Source organism: Desulfomicrobium salsuginis (genome assembly GCF_054657795.1).
Genome location: NZ_BAAHYA010000001.1, coordinates 947,609 through 960,730 on the forward strand (window position 1 = coordinate 947,609; position 13,122 = coordinate 960,730).

Annotated in this window: 13 protein-coding genes; all 13 read right to left on the bottom strand. The window is 66.2% G+C overall.

The annotated features are described in order from the left end of the window. A complete protein-coding gene (locus ACYQ3G_RS04230; RefSeq protein ID WP_459822663.1) occupies positions 1-1,011 on the bottom strand; it encodes a LuxR C-terminal-related transcriptional regulator in 1,011 nt (336 codons plus the stop codon). A 25-nt stretch (positions 1,012-1,036) separates the two neighbouring features. After that, positions 1,037-1,822, bottom strand: coding sequence for a tetratricopeptide repeat protein (locus ACYQ3G_RS04235; protein ID WP_459822668.1), 786 nt, complete (start codon positions 1,820-1,822; stop codon positions 1,037-1,039). Positions 1,823-1,843: 21 nt separating this feature from the next. Beyond that, positions 1,844-2,554 (bottom strand): orotidine-5'-phosphate decarboxylase, encoded by a 711-nt coding sequence (gene pyrF / locus ACYQ3G_RS04240; RefSeq protein ID WP_459822673.1) that lies wholly within the window; start codon positions 2,552-2,554, stop codon positions 1,844-1,846. After that, on the bottom strand, positions 2,551-3,192 hold the full coding sequence (gene gmk, locus ACYQ3G_RS04245) for a guanylate kinase (protein WP_459822681.1): 642 nt from the start codon (positions 3,190-3,192) through the stop codon (positions 2,551-2,553). Before gmk ends, pyrF begins: the two co-directional genes overlap by 4 nt. Next, positions 3,185-3,442: a DUF370 domain-containing protein gene (locus ACYQ3G_RS04250; protein ID WP_028576869.1), complete on the bottom strand. Its 258-nt coding sequence runs from the start codon at positions 3,440-3,442 to the stop codon at positions 3,185-3,187. Before ACYQ3G_RS04250 ends, gmk begins: the two co-directional genes overlap by 8 nt. 2 nt (positions 3,443-3,444) lie before the next feature. Next, a complete protein-coding gene (locus tag ACYQ3G_RS04255; protein ID WP_459822689.1) occupies positions 3,445-4,326 on the bottom strand; it encodes a YicC/YloC family endoribonuclease in 882 nt (293 codons plus the stop codon). After that, the gene (locus ACYQ3G_RS04260) at positions 4,311-4,874 is read right to left on the bottom strand and encodes a DUF4416 family protein (protein ID WP_459822696.1); all 564 of its coding nucleotides are present in this window, start codon (positions 4,872-4,874) and stop codon (positions 4,311-4,313) included. The genes ACYQ3G_RS04255 and ACYQ3G_RS04260 overlap by 16 nt, the downstream gene beginning before the upstream one ends. Beyond that, positions 4,871-6,163: a MiaB/RimO family radical SAM methylthiotransferase gene (locus tag ACYQ3G_RS04265; protein ID WP_459822703.1), complete on the bottom strand. Its 1,293-nt coding sequence runs from the start codon at positions 6,161-6,163 to the stop codon at positions 4,871-4,873. The genes ACYQ3G_RS04260 and ACYQ3G_RS04265 overlap by 4 nt, the downstream gene beginning before the upstream one ends. Beyond that, positions 6,153-7,196: a tRNA 2-thiouridine(34) synthase MnmA gene (gene mnmA / locus ACYQ3G_RS04270; protein WP_459822710.1), complete on the bottom strand. Its 1,044-nt coding sequence runs from the start codon at positions 7,194-7,196 to the stop codon at positions 6,153-6,155. Before mnmA ends, ACYQ3G_RS04265 begins: the two co-directional genes overlap by 11 nt. Before the next feature lie 30 nt (positions 7,197-7,226). Continuing rightward, positions 7,227-8,690 (bottom strand): Asp-tRNA(Asn)/Glu-tRNA(Gln) amidotransferase subunit GatA, encoded by a 1,464-nt coding sequence (gene gatA, locus ACYQ3G_RS04275; protein ID WP_459822715.1) that lies wholly within the window; start codon positions 8,688-8,690, stop codon positions 7,227-7,229. Positions 8,691-8,727: 37 nt separating this feature from the next. Beyond that, positions 8,728-9,012, bottom strand: coding sequence for an Asp-tRNA(Asn)/Glu-tRNA(Gln) amidotransferase subunit GatC (gene gatC, locus ACYQ3G_RS04280; protein ID WP_459822721.1), 285 nt, complete (start codon positions 9,010-9,012; stop codon positions 8,728-8,730). After that, entirely contained in the window at positions 9,009-10,949 is a 1,941-nt protein-coding gene (locus tag ACYQ3G_RS04285) for a penicillin-binding protein activator (RefSeq protein ID WP_459822724.1), read from the bottom strand. Before ACYQ3G_RS04285 ends, gatC begins: the two co-directional genes overlap by 4 nt. Positions 10,950-11,078: 129 nt before the next feature. Continuing rightward, on the bottom strand, positions 11,079-12,983 hold the full coding sequence (gene dnaK, locus ACYQ3G_RS04290; protein ID WP_459822728.1) for a molecular chaperone DnaK: 1,905 nt from the start codon (positions 12,981-12,983) through the stop codon (positions 11,079-11,081). Positions 12,984-13,122: the final 139 nt, after the last annotated feature.

Sequence of the window (13,122 nt, forward strand, 5' to 3'; positions counted from 1 at the left end):
TCAAGAGTTATCCGTGCCCCGCAGGTGCTTGGCGGCCCAGAGGGAGGCCTGCAGCCGGTTGGGGACGTCGATCTTCCTGTAGATGTTGTAGATGTGGGACTTGATGGTGTTGAGGCTCAGAAAAAGCTTGGCCGCGATGTCCTTGTTGGTGGCGCCCTCGGCCAACATGAGCAGAATCTCGCGCTCGCGCTGGCTCAGTTCGCCCTGGTCCTCTTCTGCGGGAACGACTTCCGCGGGGCGGTTCTGCCGGCCCAACAGAAAGGCGGACATGGCTTCCCGGGAGAACCAGAGCTCGTTGTCCAGCATGGCATTGACGCCCTTGACCATGATCTTGAAGGGCGCGTTGCGGTAGAAGACGCCCCGGATGCCCGTGTTCAGGGCCTCCAGTTCCAGCGACCGGTCTTCGGGCACGTTGAAGAGGGCCACAGACGTGGTCATGAACGGCGAATCCTCCCCGCCTGCCTCCTGCAGCAGTTCGTCCATGGACAGGCCCGTGCAGTCGAGGAGGGTCAGGTCCGGTCGCGCAGCCTCCAGAATCTTGGGCAGGGACGATGAGTGGCTGCAGTTGGCGCCGGTCTCCTGGCTGAGGCGTGCGGCGAGCAGGTCGTTCAGGAGCGGGTCCTCCCCGACGACCCCGATCATGACCGGGCCGGCCTGCCCGGCCTTGCCTGCGGCGTTGACGCGGATGGCCGTCACCCTCTCCGGATCGAAGGCGATGGCCATGCCGTTGGACTCGCTGCGGATGACCGTCCCCTCAACCTGGAATCTCGACTGGAACATCCCCGGCTTGCGGCTGCCGAAATCCAGGGAAATGTTGAGCGTCACGGATGTGCCCACCGGGTAGGTCTGGCCCGTTTCGAAAAAGACCCCTCCGGCGGAAATGTTCGTTGTGGCCAATGTCTGGTCGGAGTAATCGTGCATGATCGAACGTACCTTCGAGGGGATGCTCATGGAAAAGCGTTCAATTCTTCTTCTGTTGTCACTTCTGGACGCATCGCCGCCTCGATTCATGCCTACCTCCGTCGCGCACACGGGTTCATTCGGGGGTCGAAGGTTCCGCGCTGGATAGTTTTTGCGGCAACAGGTTGTTCTTTTTCAGATACAAAAGAAACTTATGCGCGATTTCCAGGTCCTTGTTCAACGTCAGCGCACTGCGCAGATGCTCGACGGTTCTCGTGATGTCGGCCTTGGCGAAGCAGGCCCGCGCCATGTTGTAATGGAGGTTTTCGTCATTGGGGGACAGTTCCAGGGCTTTGGCGTAGTACTCTATGGCCTGGTCGTACATCTCGTTCTTGCGCAGGCTGATGCCGAAGTCGTTGAAAAGATGCTTGTGCTCCGCCTCGAAGGTTGCCTCCATCCTGATCAAGCGCTGAAAGATGTTGTCCGCCTTGCCCGTCTCCCCGCGCTCCAGGTAGGTCAGCCCGAGGCCGAAATTGGCGCGGATGTTCTCCTCGTCCACCCTCAGGGCGTTGCCGTATTCCATCTCCGCGCTGTACGTCTCGCCGTTGGCGCGATGGCGCTCGGCCTTGGCGATGGTCTGATTCAGCTTGCGGATGCTCGGGTAGACCTTGGTCGAGTAGAATTCGGGCTCGGGCGCATAGCTTTCCAGGAACTCGTCTTTGGGTATTTCCTGCTTGGGGCCCGAAGGGACGTAATTGGGGTTGAGGGGCTGTATCCAGATCCGCTCTTCCTCATCCTCCTCGGCAAACCAGTACATGGTCTGCGTGGTCTTGCGGACCGTCGCTCCAGCGCCGACCTTGGCGATTCTTTCGGAAGAAAAGACCCCTTTGATGCGGGATCGTTGAGATTCGGCTTCCGCCATGGGTTCCCCTCCAAGCAGGATTTACCCGGTCGCCTCCAGATACATGCGCGCGGCGTTCACCGGGTCGGCCGCCCTGGTGATGGGCCGGCCCACCACGAGAAAATCGCTGCCGTCGCGGGCAGCCTGGGCCGGAGTGCAGACCCGTGTCTGGTCACCCGCGTCGGCATCGGGAAGTCGAATGCCCGGGGTCAGGAGCCGAAAATCCGCTCCACATGCCTGACGAATAACAGAAACTTCCCGGCCTGAACAGACCACGCCATCCAGTTTCCAGTTTTTGGCGGACCTGGCCAAGTCAACGGTCACATCGCGCACGTCCTGGTCGGTGCCGCCGGGGTTCCAGACCAGATCGCCCGCCCCCATGCTGGTCAGGACCGTCACCCCGAGAATGATCGGCGCGGACTGGCCAGGGGAGAGGGCCTGGTCCCGCCCGGCCACGGCGGCCTCGCACATGGCGCGGCCGCCCAGGGCGTGAATGGTCAGCATGTCCGCGCCCATGCGCGTGCCCTGCGCCACGGCGGCCCGCACGGTGTTGGGGATGTCCATGAACTTGAGATCCAAAAAGACGTGGAAGCCCATGTCCTTGAGCCGGACCGGAAGTTCTCTGCCCGCGTCGAGAAAAAGTTCGAGCCCGACCTTGACCCAGGGGACGATACCCCGCAGGCGCGAGGCCAGATCGAGCGCGAGGGCGGCATCGGCAAAATCGAGGGCGACGACCAAAGCAGGATTCTTCATCTATCACCCCACTGCCGGCCGAGGTCTTCGCGCCAGGCCTGCTGGTACGCAGGCCGCGTCTTTTCGGCCACATAGACGGCACGAAGCTGATCGTACGCCAGCTGCAGGTCGTCGTTGACGATCCAGTGGTCGAACCAGTGGCTGTCCATGATCTCCCCCCGGGCCGCGGCCAGCCGCCTGGCCACGACCTCCGAGCTGTCGGTGCCGCGCCCGGTGAGCCTGCGCTCCAGCACCTCCCGCGAGGGTGGGAAAATGAATACGTAGCAGCCCTGCCCCATGCTCGCCTTGAGCTGCCGCGCGCCCTGCACATCGATGTCGAAGATGACGTCCCGCCCAGCGCCGAGCAGGTCCAGGGTGGCCTGCCGGGGCGTGCCATAGAGATTGCCGTGAACCTCGGCCCACTCGGCGAAAAACGCGTTTTCGCGGCGCTCCTCGAACTCCTCGCGGGTCAGGAAATGGTATTCCCGCCCGTCGACCTCGCCGGGCCTGGGGGCGCGGGTGGTGCAGGACACAGAAAAGGCGAAGGCCTTGAACTCCGCCGTCAGGCGGCGGATGAGGGTGCTCTTGCCCGTGCCCGAGGGAGCGCTGATGACGAGCATCATCCCCGTGTTGGCCGCGGCGCCTTCGGAACTATTCATCGCTGCCTCCCGCGGTGAATCGCTGGCTGATGGTTTCGGGCTGGATGGCCGAGAGGATGCAGTGATTCGAGTCCGTGATGATCAGGGAACGCGTCTTGCGGCCCTGGGTCGCGTCGATCAGCCTCCCGGCCTGCTTGGCCTCCTCTCTCAGCCTGCGCATGGGCGACGACGTCGGGCCGACGATGGCCACCACCCGGTTCATGACCACGGCGTTGCCGAAGCCGATGTTGAGGAGCTTCTTCTTTTCCATGCCTACTCCAGGTTCTGGATCTGCTCGCGGCACTTCTCCAGTTCGGCCTTGAAGGCGACCACGAGCTGGCTGATGGCCGTGTTCTGGCTCTTGTTGCCGCAGGTGTTGATCTCCCGGAAGCACTCCTGGACCATGAAGTCGAGCTTGCGGCCCACGGGCTCGGTCTGGCTGAAGTAGCCGTCGATGCCCTTCAGGTGGATGTCGAGCCGCGTCAGCTCCTCGGACACGTCGATGCGGTCGGAGATGACGGCCAGTTCCTGCAGCATGCGGTCCGGGTCCGCCTGCACGCCGCTCTCGGCCAGCAGCTTGCCCACGCGCTCCTGCAGCAGGGCGAAACGGTCCGCCGCCGTCCGGGACGCCAGGCCGCGGATCTCCTCCACCAGTTCGCCCAGCCGCGCGAAGCGGGCGCGCAGGTCCTCCTCCAGGGCCTGCCCCTCGCGCACCCGGGCCGCGTCCCAGTCCGCCAGGGCCTGCCTGAGGGTCCCGGTCAGGCTCTGGACCAGCTCCGGGTTCTCGATGCTGCCGGAGTCCTTCCACAGGGCGGAGATGCCCAGGAGGCGGTTCAGGTCGGGCGCGTGCGGCACGCCCATGGACGCGGCCAGCAGATCCAGTTCACGCAGCATGGAGGCAGCCATGGTCGTGTCGAGGCTCAGGCTCTGCAGCTCGGGGTTCATAATCTTGAGGCCGAGGAAGAGTTCGACCCCGCCGCGGCTGGCCACGGCCTTGACCTCGTTCTCCCACTCCTTCTGGTGGGCGTAGAGGGTCGGGGGAATCTTCCACTTGAGGTCCAGGTGACGGTTGTTGAGGCTGCGGATTTCCCAGGTCAGGGCCCAGTTCTTCTCCTGGGCGCTTGCGCGGCCGTAGCCGGTCATGCTTCGTGGCATATGGTGTCCTCGTGGGGTTGCATGTTCTTGAGGGAGGCTCTGTACATCTCCCGGAGGCGGGTCAGGTGCCCCTTGATTTCGGGCTCGGCATAGTCCGGGAAGGTCCAGGGCAGGTCGCACCAGTCGCCCTTTTGGAAGATGAGCGTCAGGTCGGCCCAGATGCCCCGGGACAGGTAGACGCGGTGCGTGAAATTCTTGCCCGTGGCCAGCACGAGCCGCTCCTGGTTGATGTAGCCGGGGTCGAGGTTGAAGATGCGCCGCCCGTCCCGTTTCCACTGCCGCTCCATGGCGTTGGTGGCGAGCTTGACCTCGGCCAGGGCGTCCATGGCCAAAGGCCGGCCGAAGGACAGGATGCGCCGCGTGATGGGCGTGCCAAGCTCCCCGTCGTAGTAGCCGGTCACGTTGAAGGAGATGGGGCCGGACTCGTAGTCCACGGGGCCGAGCAGCACTTCGAGACGGGGCCGCAGGTCGTCCCAGAACTCGTCCCAGCGCGCGCTCAGGACCGACAGGAAGGCGCGGGCCGGCAGGGGGATGACGGGCGTGCTCACGACGCGTCCCCCGTCCCGGCAAAAGGCCTGACGACCAGGCCCGCTGCGGCGACCCCGACCGGCGCGACCCGGAGCAGTTCTCGGACTGTCAGGGGCGCGGCGCCTTCCAGCAGGCATTCGACGTAGAATTCGTTCATGCCCGTGCCGCCTTCCTCCGGCACCACGTCCATGTGCGGCAGGGCCAGCAGTCCCCGCAGGAAGGCGGCACGCTTGCCGGCTACGAGATGCCGCAGGGCCTTGGCCCTCTCCCTGCGCACATGGGCGGGCACGCTGCCCGGAAACGCCGCCGCCGGGGTGCCGGGCCGCTCGGAATAGGGAAAGACGTGGGCATAGGACAAGGGCAGGCGCTCCACCACGTCCATGGTCTGACGCACGTGCTCCTCCGCCTCGCCCGGGAAGCCCGCGATGAGGTCCGCGCCCAGTCCGAAGACCGGCCAGACGCGACGCAGGCCCTCCAGAAAGCCGAAGATCTGCTCCGGCCCGTAGTGCCCGCGCCCCATGCGGCGCAGCACCTCGGGGCTGCCGCTCTGCAGGGACAGGTGCAGGTGCGGACTCATGAGACGGCATCCGGCCAAAGTCTCCAGGGCCTTGTCGTGCAGGTCGGCGGGTTCCAGGGAGCCGATGCGCAGCCTGGCCCGGCCGGCCCACTGCGGGGCCAGGGCCCGGTCCACGGCGGCCAGAAGGTCCCAGAAATCGATGCGCGGGGAGAGGTCGCGGCCGTAGTGGCGCAGGTTGATGCCGCACAGGGACAGTTCCCGGATGCCGACGTCCAGAAGGCGCTCGGTCTCGACCACGACGTCGAGCGGATCGCGGCTGACGGAACGGCCCCTGGTGGAGGGGATGATGCAGTAGGTGCAGCCGTGGGAGCAGCCGTCCTGGACCTTGATCACGGCCCGGGCGCGGTTGTAGTCGGAAATGCGCAGGGACGGAAACGGTCCGGCCTGCGTCGCGGCATGCCCCAAATCCGCCTTGCCCTGCTGGGAGACGACCTCGTCCACGGCGTCAAGCGCCAGGATGCGTTCCCGGTCGGCCTCAACTGCGCAGCCCGCCACGATGATGCGCGGCCTGGGCGAGACGGCCGCGAAGCCCCGCACCAGCTTGGCCAGATCCAGCACCGCCCGCTCGGTCACGGCGCAGCTGTTGACGAGCACGATGTCGGCCAGGGCCGGGTCGTGGGTTTCCATCAGGCCCTCGTCCAGCCAGGCCTCGCGGATGGCCTGGGACTCGTACTGGTTGACCTTGCAGCCCTGCGTGGCCAGGAAAAAAAGCTGCCCCGGCCTACGCTTCATGAAGCGCCTCCCGGATGACGGCCCCGGCCAGGACCTGGCCGTCGGCCGAATAGACCGCCGCCACCTGGCCCGGCGTGGGGATGGGCCTGGGCGTGGGGAAGACGACCGTCATGCCGCCCTCGTCCACGCTCACCCGCGCTGCTTCGGGACGCTGGCGGTAGATGGTCTGCACCAGCACCTCGGCCGGCCACGCCTCCGGCGGGCAGAGCAGATTGGGCCGTTCCGTGCGGCACCCGCGGGCCATGGCCTCGGGCCTGGGGCCGACGAGTAGGCGATTGCCGGCGAAATCCTTGCCCGTGACGTAGAGAGGCTCGCTCCAGGCCACGCCCAACCCCTTGCGCTGGCCCAGGGTGTGGTTCCACAGCCCCTCGTGCCGGCCCACGACCCGCCCGTCGGCCAGGGCGATGGGCCCGGGGCCGCCCAGCCGGACGCCGCGGCCGCGCAGGAAATCCCGGTAGTCTGCGGGGATGAAACAGACCTCCTGGCTCTCCCGGCCGGCAGGGGGCGTGAGCCCGCGCTCGGCCAGGGCCAGGCGCACCCGGTCCTTGGTCCAGCCCGCAAGGGGGAAGACGACGCGACTAAACCGCTCCCGCGGCACCCTGGACAGGAAATAGCTCTGGTCCTTGGCCGGGTCGAGGCCACGAAAAAGCGCGGGCCCCCAGGGCCTGTCCTCCAGGCGGGCGTAATGGCCCGTGGCCAAGCGCCCGGCGCCGAGCGACCGCACGCGGTCCAGGAGCAGGCCGAACTTGATGGCCGGGTTGCAGGCCGCGCAGGGGTTGGGCGTCAACCCGTCCAGGTAAGCCCGCACGAAGGGGGTGACGACCAGTTCCTCGAACTCGGCCCGCAAATCGATGACGTCGAAGGGCACGCCCAACGCCGAACACGTCGCGCCGAGGCCTTTGATCAGGGCTTCTTCGGACGAGGGCAGAAAAAGGGCGTGCACGGCCATGACCTCCGCCCCGGCTTCCCGGAGCAGCAGCAGGCTCATGAGGGAATCGGCCCCTCCGCTCAGTGCGATCGCGATCTTGTGCATAAGAAAAAGGCCGGATGGTCCGGCCGTGTGTCAGGCAATGGGGGGCGCGGGCATGGCCGGCAGGTTCGCCTCCAGGACCGCGGCCGCGGCCAGCAGGGGCGCCTCCTGCAGGTTGCCGGCGAAGAGCTGCAGGCCCACGGGCATGCCCGTGTCCCGACCCAGCCCCACCGGCAGCGACATGCCCGGCAGGCCGCTTAAGTTCAGGGAAATGGTGAAGATGTCCGTCAGGTACATCTGCAGCGGGTCCGCCGTGTTCTCGCCGATGGCGAAGGCCGTGGTCGGGCAGGCCGGCCCGCAGATCAGGTCGCATTTGCCCAGGGCGTTCAGGAAGTCCTGGCGAATGAGCCGGCGCACCTGGGCGGCCTTTTTGTAGTAGGCGTCGTAGTAGCCGGCCGAGAGCACGTAGGTGCCGAGCATGATGCGGCGCATGACCTCCTCGCCGAACCCCTCGCAGCGCGAGCGGGTGTACATGGTGGCCAAGTCGACGGACTTCGTGCTGCGCCGCCCGTAGCGCACGCCGTCGAAGCGGGCCAGGTTGGAGCTGGCTTCGGCCATGGCCAGGATGTAGTAGGTGGCGATGGCGTATTCGGTGTGCGGAAGCGACACGGGCACGATCTCGGCACCAAGGGACGCCGCCAGGTCCACGGCCCCGCGGCAGGCCGCGTCCACCTCGGCCGACAGGCCCTCGCCCCAGTACTGCTCGGGCAGGCCCAGGCGCAGGCCCTTGAGGGAGGCGCCCCGGATGGCTTCGAGGTAGTCGGGCACCGGGGCGTCGATGCTGGTGGAATCCTTGGGGTCGTGGCCGGCGATGACCTGCAGGACCAGGCCCGCGTCGGCCACGGTGCGGGTCATGGGCCCGGCCTGGTCCAGGGACGAGCCGTAGGCCACGAGGCCGCGGCGGGAAACGCGGCCGTAGCCCGGCTTAAGGCCGACGATGCCGCAAAAACTGGCCGGCTGGCGGATGGAGCCGCCCGTGTCCGTGCCGATGGACGCGAAGCACTGCCCGGACGCCACGCTGGCCGCCGACCCGCCGCTGGAACCTCCGGGCACCCGTCCCGTGTTCCAGGGATTCTTCGTGACCTTGTAGGCCGAGTTCTCCGTGGACGAGCCCATGGCGAACTCGTCCATGTTGGCCTTGCCGATGATGATGGCGCCGGCCTCCTTCAGCCTGGCCACGCAGTGGGCGTCGTAGACCGGGACGAAATTCTCCAGGATGCGCGAGCCGCAGGTGGTGGGCAGGCCCTCCGTGGCCAGGACGTCCTTGATGGTCACGGGCACGCCCCACAGGGGTCTCCCGGCGTCGGGGCCGGCCTGGTCCATGGCGCGGGCCTGGTCCAGGGCCGCTTCGCCCGCCACATGCAGCAGGGCGTCGATGGCCGGTTCCGTGGCGGCGATGCGCTCCAGGCAGGCGGCCGTGGCCGCCTCGGCCGTGACTTCGCCCGAGCGCAGGAGGTCGCGGACACGGGTCAGGGAAAGATCGAAAAGCTGTGACATGAACAATCCTCTCGGGGCTGGTGGATGAAACCCGTGGTCACACGATGCGCGGAACGATGAAGTACTGTCCGTCGGTCTCGGGGGCGTTCTTCAGGATCTGGACGCGGGAGAACTCCTTGGAGACCTCGTCAACGCGCAGGGCGCCGGGCTGGTCCACGGGAGTGTACATGGGCTCGACGTCGGCCGTGTCGAGTTCGTTCAGCTTGTCCATGTAGCCGAGGATGTCATCCATCTGGGAGCCCAGCGTGGCCGCCTGCTCGGGGCTGATCTCCAGCCGGGCCAGAGTGGCGATGGCCAGGGCCTTCTCGGGACTTATCTTCATTGCTTGGCCTCTTTTTTTCTCTTTTCGTCAAGTTGGGCCCGACGCTCCTCGCGGCGGATCTGCCGCATCTCGCGGGTCTGCTGGATCTTCGCCAGATCGGCCTGGATCATGCCGGTCTGCGTCGGCTGGAAAAGGAACATGTCCTGGCTGAGCTTGCCGCCGTCCCAATGCATGGGCGCGATGGACCACGGCATGCGGGTCGCCGCCTCGGCCAGGGCGCGGTTGAAGGCGTCGGGGGAACTCTGGGCGCCGCCGACCAGTGCGCAGAAGCGCACGAAGTCATACCCTATGGCCGCCCACAGGTCCGGCTCCTCGCCGCCGCCCTCCTGCATGCCGCGCTTGAGGTTCTGGGCGCTCTGCGAGTTCAGGTCCGGACTCCAGGCGCCGGGGAAGACCGTCAGGCCGAAATACTGCATCTCGAGCTTGGCGTCGGGCAGCCCCTGACTCCAGAGCTGCGGCCCCAGAAAGATCAGCCGCGTCTCCTCGAAGTAATGGAAGAGCGGGGCCAGCTGCTGCACCCGGAAAAGGGAGTCGGGCAGGAAGACCGCCTGGAAGGGCGGTTCGGGGTTCATGGTGTTCTTGTCCCCGCTGGCGCCCAGGACCGATGCCACGGCCTTGGTCCAGCCGGGAGGGTTCTCGACCTCGTAGCCTCTGACCACGGGCACGCTGGCCCCGAGCATCCGGGCCTGGTCCTGGAAGACCTGGGACATGGCCGTGCCGAAGCGGTCCTGCGGGTAGAGAACGGCATAGGACGTGACCCCGAGCCGTTCGCACCAGCGGATGAGCGCCCGGACCTGATCCTCGGGGCTGCTGAAGAAGCGCCAGGCCTCGACGCCCTCGTCCTCGACGCTGGGCATGAAGGTCAGGAAACGCATGTTGCGGTGCAGCCCCGCGACCCGGATTTTCTCCCAGATCTCCTTGCGCAACGGACCGCCGACGACGGGCGACCCTTCCAGGGCCCGCAGTTCGTCGAGGAAAGTCGGCGATTCGGTGTTGATGAGCTTGATGGCCGGAGCTGCGGTCTGGGCCCGGCTCTCCCGCCAGGCGGTGTCCGCGCCCTTGGCGATCTTCCATCCGACCTGGGAATACGGGCCCGACAGGGGCAGCAGCAGAACGAGACTCTGGCTGACCGTGCCGAACTGCTGCTCCAGGGAGCGCAGGTTGCCCGCGAAAAAGTCCCGGTTGGCCAGCCCCCCGGTGCGCACGATGGTCGACAGGCTCGGCCACACCGCTGCCCAGTTGGCCTTGTCCCGGGCCAGGAGCTTCATGCTCTGGGCCCAGACGACCATGGACCAGGGGTAGGCGTTGCGGTCCGCACCGAGCGCCCCGTCCAGCACCTTCTGCAGATCTTCGGACGACAGGGACTCGGCCCGCGTCAGGGCCGTGGACTCCAGGGCGCCCCGGGCGTCGTCGTCCGGCGCCGACCTGTAGACCAGACCCAGCGCGTCGAAAGCCAGGCCGTACTCCGGGATGTTCCAGAAGTGGTCCACCAGCTCCATGCCCGCCGCCTCGCGCGTGGTCCAGTCCATGTCCTTACGGCCGACCATGTCGATAAGGTACGAGGAATAGGCGTCCTGACCCTTGCGGGCCAGCAGGAGCTGCGCATTGGCCTGGTTCCATTCCCAGGAGGCGGTGGCGTTGCGGCTCTCGGCCTTCCAGGCCTGGAGGTTGCGCTCGGCCAGGTCGAACTCGCCGAGTTGCACGGCGCTGCCCACGGTCTTGCTCCAGGCCTCCTGCCGCCCGGCGTCGCCGGGCTTGGTCGTCTGCAGGTGCCTGGAGTATTTCTCCAGGGCCTTCTTCGGGTCTTCGGCCCGGTAGCCGGGCAGCCCGGTCGAGGTCGCGGGACCGGGGGTGGAGCGGATGACCGTCTTGGGTATGCACGAGGCCAGACCCAGGACGAGGACAAGCAGGCACAGGGAAAGGGAACCGAGTTTCATAAGGATGAGATGGGCGGCGGCCAGCCCGGGATGGACGTTGGTATCGGGTAAAAAAAAGCCTGGCCCCCTCAAGGGCCAGGCGCGAAGTATAGGGACCGGCAATTTGCCGTGTCAAGCCGATGCTTGCCGCTACTTCACTTCGGTGTAGTCGGCATCGACGACGTCGTCGTCATCCTTCTTGGGTCCGGCCTGCCCGTGGGCCTCGGGGCCCGCGGCATGGGTGCCCGCGTCGGTCTTCTGGGCGTAGAGCTTCTCGGCCAGCTTGTGGGAGGCCTGGGCCAGCTCGTCCATGGACTTCTGGATGGCTTCGGCGTCGTCGCTCTGCATGACCTTCTTCAGGGCCTCGGCCTTGGTCTCGATGTCGTTCTTCAGGGCCGCGTCGATGTTCTCACCGAGATCGCGGATGGACTTCTCGGTGGTGTAGATGAGCGTGTCGGCGCTGTTTCTGACCTCGATGAGCTTCTGCTTCTTCTTGTCCTCTTCGGCGTGGGACTCGGCCTCCTTGATCAGGCGCTCGATGTCCGTGTCGCTCAGGCCGCTCGACGCCGTGATGCGGATGGACTGTTCCTTGCCCGTGCCCAGGTCCTTGGCCGAAACGTTGACGATGCCGTTGGCGTCGATGTCGAAGGTGACCTCGATCTGCGGCACGCCGCGGGGGGCGGCCGGGAGGCCCGTCAGCTCGAAGCGGCCCAGGGTCATGTTGTCGGAGCACATGGGGCGCTCGCCCTGCAGCACGTGGATTGACACGGACGGCTGGTTGTCGGCGGCCGTGGTGAAGGTGTTGCTCTTGCGCGTCGGGATGGTCGTGTTACGGTCGATGAGCTTGGTGAACACGCCGCCCAGGGTCTCGATGCCCAGAGACAGCGGGGTCACGTCGAGCAGCAGCACGTCCTTCACGTCGCCGGTCAGGATGCCGCCCTGGATGGCCGCGCCCATGGCCACGACCTCGTCGGGGTTCACGCTGCGGTTGGGCTCCTTTCCGAAGAACTCGCCGACCTTCTTCTGCACCAGCGGCATGCGGGTCATGCCGCCGACGAGGATGACCTCGTTGATGTCGCCGGTCTTCAGACCCGCGTCGGCCAGGGCCTTGCGGCAGGGCTCGATGGTGCGGGCCACGAGGTGCTCGCACAGGGATTCGAGCTTGGCCCGGGACAACTTCATGGTCATGTGCTTGGGCCCGTTCTGGTCGGCCGTGATGAAGGGCAGGTTGATGTCCGTCTCCATGGAGGTGGACAGGTCTTTCTTGGCCTTCTCGGCGGCTTCCTTCAGGCGCTGCAGGGCCATCTTGTCCTTGGACAGGTCAATGCCGTTCTCGCGCTTGAACTCGCTCACCAGGAAATTGATGATCTCGTGGTCGAAATCCTCACCGCCCAGGAAGGTGTCGCCGTTGGTGGCGCGCACTTCGACGACGTTGTCGCCGACTTCGAGGATGGAGATGTCGAAGGTGCCTCCGCCGAGGTCGAACACGGCGATCTTCTCGTTGGCCTTCTTGTCCGAGCCGTAGGCCAGGGAGGCGGCCGTGGGTTCGTTGATGATGCGCTTGACGTCGAGGCCGGCGATGCGTCCGGCGTCCTTGGTGGCCTGGCGCTGGGAGTCGTTGAAGTAGGCAGGCACGGTGATGACGGCCTCGGTCACGGCCTCGCCCAGGTAGGTCTCGGCGTCCTTCTTCAGACGCTGCAGGATGAGCGCGGAAATCTCGGCCGGGCTGTACTTCTTGTCCCCGATCTGCACGTAGGCGTCATTGTTGGCGCCGGACACGATCTTGTAGGGGCTCTTGGCGATCCAGTCCTTGAGCTTGGGGTCGTCGAACTGGCGACCCATGAGGCGCTTGACGGCGAAAACGGTCTTGTCGGAATTGGTCACGGCCTGGCGCTTGGCGATCTCGCCCACGAGGCGGTCCTGGTCGGTGAACGCGACGATGGACGGCGTTGTCCGGCCGCCCTCGGGATTGGTGATGCACTTGGCGTCCTTGCCTTCCATGACGTAGACGCAGCTGTTGGTGGTTCCAAGGTCTATGCCGATAATCTTGCCCATTGTGGTCTCCTGTGGCTTGAATTCGAAAAGTTCACGTAAAAATCGGGCTCAAATTAAAGCCTAAAAACCGGTTGTAAAGGGCGGGCCGACATTTTTCTGCACAAAAAAACGGTCCCGACCGGTGCAAAACCGGAACGGG

What these genes read in the sequence shown, in the direction of transcription:
- ACYQ3G_RS04230 (WP_459822663.1), bottom strand. Translation starts at nt 1,011, where the DNA reads ATGAATCGAGGCGGCGATGCGTCCAGAAGTGACAACAGAAGAAGAATT.
- ACYQ3G_RS04235 (WP_459822668.1), bottom strand. Translation starts at nt 1,822, where the DNA reads ATGGCGGAAGCCGAATCTCAACGATCCCGCATCAAAGGGGTCTTTTCT.
- pyrF (WP_459822673.1), bottom strand. Translation starts at nt 2,554, where the DNA reads ATGAAGAATCCTGCTTTGGTCGTCGCCCTCGATTTTGCCGATGCCGCC.
- gmk (WP_459822681.1), bottom strand. Translation starts at nt 3,192, where the DNA reads ATGAATAGTTCCGAAGGCGCCGCGGCCAACACGGGGATGATGCTCGTC.
- ACYQ3G_RS04250 (WP_028576869.1), bottom strand. Translation starts at nt 3,442, where the DNA reads ATGGAAAAGAAGAAGCTCCTCAACATCGGCTTCGGCAACGCCGTGGTC.
- ACYQ3G_RS04255 (WP_459822689.1), bottom strand. Translation starts at nt 4,326, where the DNA reads ATGCCACGAAGCATGACCGGCTACGGCCGCGCAAGCGCCCAGGAGAAG.
- ACYQ3G_RS04265 (WP_459822703.1), bottom strand. Translation starts at nt 6,163, where the DNA reads ATGAAGCGTAGGCCGGGGCAGCTTTTTTTCCTGGCCACGCAGGGCTGC.
- mnmA (WP_459822710.1), bottom strand. Translation starts at nt 7,196, where the DNA reads ATGCACAAGATCGCGATCGCACTGAGCGGAGGGGCCGATTCCCTCATG.
- gatA (WP_459822715.1), bottom strand. Translation starts at nt 8,690, where the DNA reads ATGTCACAGCTTTTCGATCTTTCCCTGACCCGTGTCCGCGACCTCCTG.
- gatC (WP_459822721.1), bottom strand. Translation starts at nt 9,012, where the DNA reads ATGAAGATAAGTCCCGAGAAGGCCCTGGCCATCGCCACTCTGGCCCGG.
- ACYQ3G_RS04285 (WP_459822724.1), bottom strand. Translation starts at nt 10,949, where the DNA reads ATGAAACTCGGTTCCCTTTCCCTGTGCCTGCTTGTCCTCGTCCTGGGT.
- dnaK (WP_459822728.1), bottom strand. Translation starts at nt 12,983, where the DNA reads ATGGGCAAGATTATCGGCATAGACCTTGGAACCACCAACAGCTGCGTC.